Source organism: Vibrio makurazakiensis (genome assembly GCF_050337375.1).
In the GTDB taxonomy this organism is placed as follows: Bacteria; Pseudomonadota; Gammaproteobacteria; order Enterobacterales; family Vibrionaceae; genus Vibrio; species Vibrio makurazakiensis.
Genome location: NZ_JAKJSW010000311.1, coordinates 1 through 3,568, shown reverse-complemented (window position 1 = coordinate 3,568; position 3,568 = coordinate 1). Strand labels below are relative to the sequence as shown.

4 protein-coding genes are annotated in these 3,568 nt (G+C 40.5%); 2 read left to right on the top strand and 2 right to left on the bottom strand.

Translation table 11 applies throughout. The annotated features are described in order from the left end of the window. A partial coding sequence (locus L4C33_RS20560; protein ID WP_428814256.1) for a glycoside hydrolase family 32 protein occupies positions 1-1,145 on the bottom strand: 1,145 nt, incomplete at its 3' end. Positions 1,146-1,352: 207 nt separating this feature from the next. Between L4C33_RS20560 and L4C33_RS20555 the strand changes: the two genes are divergently transcribed. Beyond that, positions 1,353-2,360 carry a LacI family DNA-binding transcriptional regulator gene (locus tag L4C33_RS20555; RefSeq protein WP_428814255.1) on the top strand — a complete coding sequence of 336 codons (1,008 nt, stop codon included), beginning with the start codon at positions 1,353-1,355 and terminating at the stop codon, positions 2,358-2,360. Positions 2,361-2,436: 76 nt separating this feature from the next. Here L4C33_RS20555 and L4C33_RS20550 read toward each other — a convergent pair whose 3' ends face one another. After that, positions 2,437-3,015 (bottom strand): TetR/AcrR family transcriptional regulator, encoded by a 579-nt coding sequence (locus tag L4C33_RS20550; protein WP_428814254.1) that lies wholly within the window; start codon positions 3,013-3,015, stop codon positions 2,437-2,439. Between the two features lie 140 nt (positions 3,016-3,155). On the opposite strand from L4C33_RS20550, the gene L4C33_RS20545 reads away from it, so the two are divergent. Then, positions 3,156-3,568, top strand: a 413-nt coding sequence (locus L4C33_RS20545; RefSeq protein ID WP_489686454.1) for an oxidoreductase, incomplete at its 3' end; no start/stop codon positions are given.

The following is a 3,568-nucleotide window of genomic DNA, read 5'->3' as shown; positions in this document are numbered from 1 at the left end:
ATTGATATATTGGTAAGATTTTCAATACCATTAATGTCCAATTCAAAAGACAGAGAGTCTAACTTCACAGTGAGGTCTTCATTGAGTTTATTACTCGCCAATATATTTCTGGTTGTTCCCTTCTCTTTTCCAACTGGAATCTGATACAAGCGATTATTTTTTAGTGATAGCGTTCTTGGCAAGGTTAAGGAATTAACCCAACCAAGCTCTTGAGTCGGTAACGTTTCGTCAGTACCAGCCCACGCGATCAGCGTCGGCCCAATAGGACTATTCGCCATGGTTTGAGGAGCATAAAAATCAAAGCCGCGATCAAGCTCGTCCCAGTGTTCGACGTTAAAAGTAAGAGAGGACCAATCTACCTGACCAACGCAATATACAACGTTGTAGCGGTTATGGAACCGCTCCCCACTTGCTTCAATGCCCTGAGGAGAAAAGATTAAAACATCCTTTCCATCAACTTCTAGTAAATCTGGGCACTCGAACATATAAGCTTGGTCAAAGCTCCCTTCCACATTTATCGACAGCTCCCCAGAAAACGTCCAATTTAGTAAGTCATTCGATCGATAAACAATAATGCAACCTTTGAGATCCTCCTCCCTCTGAGCACCTAAGATCATTATGTATTGACCTTGATGCTTAATAATCTTTGGGTCACGAACATGACCGGTATATCCCTTAGGAACCGACTTGATAATCGGGTTATTAACAGATTTCGTCACACTATTTTTATTATCTAGTAAAGCTAAGCATTGATTAGCATCACGCGCATCGTCTGACTTTATATTTCCGGTGTAGAATAAGTAGGCATTATCGTCTTCAATTAATGCTGAACCAGAATAAGCGCCGTGAGATTCATAATTTTCGTTTGGCGTTATCTTTGTTCCTTCTTCACTCCATTGATATAAATCATCAGATGTTAAATGCATCCAATGCTTTAAACCATGGAATATTCCAAATGGGAACCACTGATAAAATAAATGATACTTTCCATCAAAATAACAAAAACCATTTGGATCATTTAATAGACCAAAAGGCGGATTAACATGAAATAAAGGTCGATATTGTTTATTTTCTCTTATCGTTTCAAACTTTAAAATTTCATTATTTGTTGCAGTATCAATTGTTCTATATTTTAATTCTCGCACGATTTACTACCTAGCTCGTTCCGTTGGAAAAATAATATGAGCAATACCCATTCATGAAAATACTCTAACGTTGCCTATAGCGACATTTCTTAACCAGAATGGGCATATCGGCTGTCAAACGTGATGTAACACTAAGTCTTGTTACATAGATCGAGCTAATATCAGAACCATATAAAACGGGAGCCTGGAAATGTTTGAGGGTAAAAGATGACAATAAGAGAAGTAGCACGACTAAGTGGTGTGTCTATTGCTACCGTGTCTAGAGTTTTAAACGGAAGTGATAAGGTTTCAGAGCAAGTTAGACAAGCTGTAGATGCTGCAATCACAGAGCTCAACTATCAAAAGCCACCACCTAAACGTAAAAAAGCGACCAAACTTTTCGCTGTGATCGTTCGTAACATGACCAATCCATTTTTTGCTCAATTGTTAGATGTATTGGAGGAAGAAGCCTATAAGCACGGTAGAAGTATTCTTTTATTCAATAGCCGCAATAACTTACAACTCGAAAGAACCTTCTTATCAGAATGTGAAAATCACAAAGTTGACGGTGTATTCCTAGTACCACGCTCATTGAAAGATGCGCATATTGAATCCCTAAAAAGCTTCCATTTTCCTGTTATTTTGCTCACCGCCACTACCCCGTTACTAGCAAGCTTAGGAACTAACCACCAGCATGGCGGTTCACTAGTAGCGAAGTATTTTGCAGAGCAAGGGYATAGACATATTGGATTTTTGGGTGCGAGCGGACAGCAATCAAGTCGATTTATAGGCTTTAAAGAAACGTTAGAAAGCAAAGGTCGCCGCATTGAAGAACAACACATTCTAACGCCCTTTACCCCACAGCAACTTGAAGCTTTTATCAAAGAACACATCACTGATTCACATCTGCCACTCAGTGCCATTTTTTGTTCTGATGACATYGTCGCTAGCCAGTTATTTAATGCGTTGAAAGCGGTAGATCCTGAACAGTGTCATAGCGTAGAAATCGTAGGATTTGATGACACTTACATTGCTCAGTCACTTGGGTTTTCAAGTGTTAAGCAGCCTATTAAGCAAATAGCGTTATTGGGGTTTGATATGATGATTGAGTCACTCCACCAAGGGCAGGTAAACAACCAAGAAGTGTTACTCGAGCCCAGTTTAGTGATTCGCTCGTTGCCTGTYAGCAACACTCAAGATCGTAAAGCAGACATTTTGAAAGAAACCCCGAATTAGTACTAAATCCGCTCTAGCTGTTACAAAAATGGCTGAGGTGCTCGCGCATACTCAGCCATTTCTATTCGAATATTGATTAAGATTGAATGTAGTTAAGTAAATCTTTACTCAGTCTCGTTAATGCCCCTTGTTCAGGTCTGGTATGGGAAAAGGTTCTAATACCATAGATACCCATCACCAAAAATTGAGATAACTCTTCACAGTTACGTGCACTTGGAATTTCATTATTTTGCTGTGCAAGAGATAACTTATCAGTAAACGCGTTTTGCCATTCATTAAGCATCGCACTAATAATTTGCTCAACTTCTTCGTCTTGATGGGCCAATTCACTAAGGGCTCTTTGTAGCAAACAGTCTTGGATTTGCTCGCTTTCGCACTCCTCAACCACACTTTCAAGATAAGCACTCAGACCTTCAACGACGGTTGATTTACTGTCAAACAAATCTAAAAGTTCACCACTTCGATCCGATCGGTACTGCTCTAAAGCAGCAAGTAATAAACCTCGTTTGTTGTCAAACGCACAGTAAATAGACCCCGGATGTAAGCCAGTCGCTTTCTTAAGGTCTTGCATACTTGTTTTGCTGTAACCCTTGCTGATAAAAGCATCCATGGCAGATCGTAATACTGTTTCTCGATCAAATTCGGCGCTGCGCATATTGAATCTCTAGTTGGTCTGAATGAGACCATAATAACTTATTTTGAACATTCATTCAAAAAAGTTCTTGAATGATCGTTCAAGTTGGATTAATTTGAATGGGCATTCAAGATACGAATAACCAAAACGGGAAAGATCACATGGATAACCTATTTCAACCTCTACAACTCAACAGCACTATCACGCTACAGAATCGAATTCTTATGGCACCACTGACTCGCTGCATGGCAGATGATGAACTGGTTCCAACTCAAGCAATGGCAGACTACTATGCTCGACGTGCTGATACAGGTTTGATCATTTCAGAAGCCGTCATCATCCGTCCTGACGGTCAAGGTTATCCGAACACTCCGGGGCTTTATTCTCCAGAACAAATTGAAGGCTGGAAACGTGTAACCGACGCTGTTCATGCTAACGGTGGCAAGATCTTCGCCCAACTATGGCATACAGGCCGTGTAGCACACCCACACTTCTTCAATGGAGAGTTTGTGTTAGCACCTTCAGCGCTTGCTGTAGAAGGTTCAGTACCACGTATGCGTGAACTCACTTACAC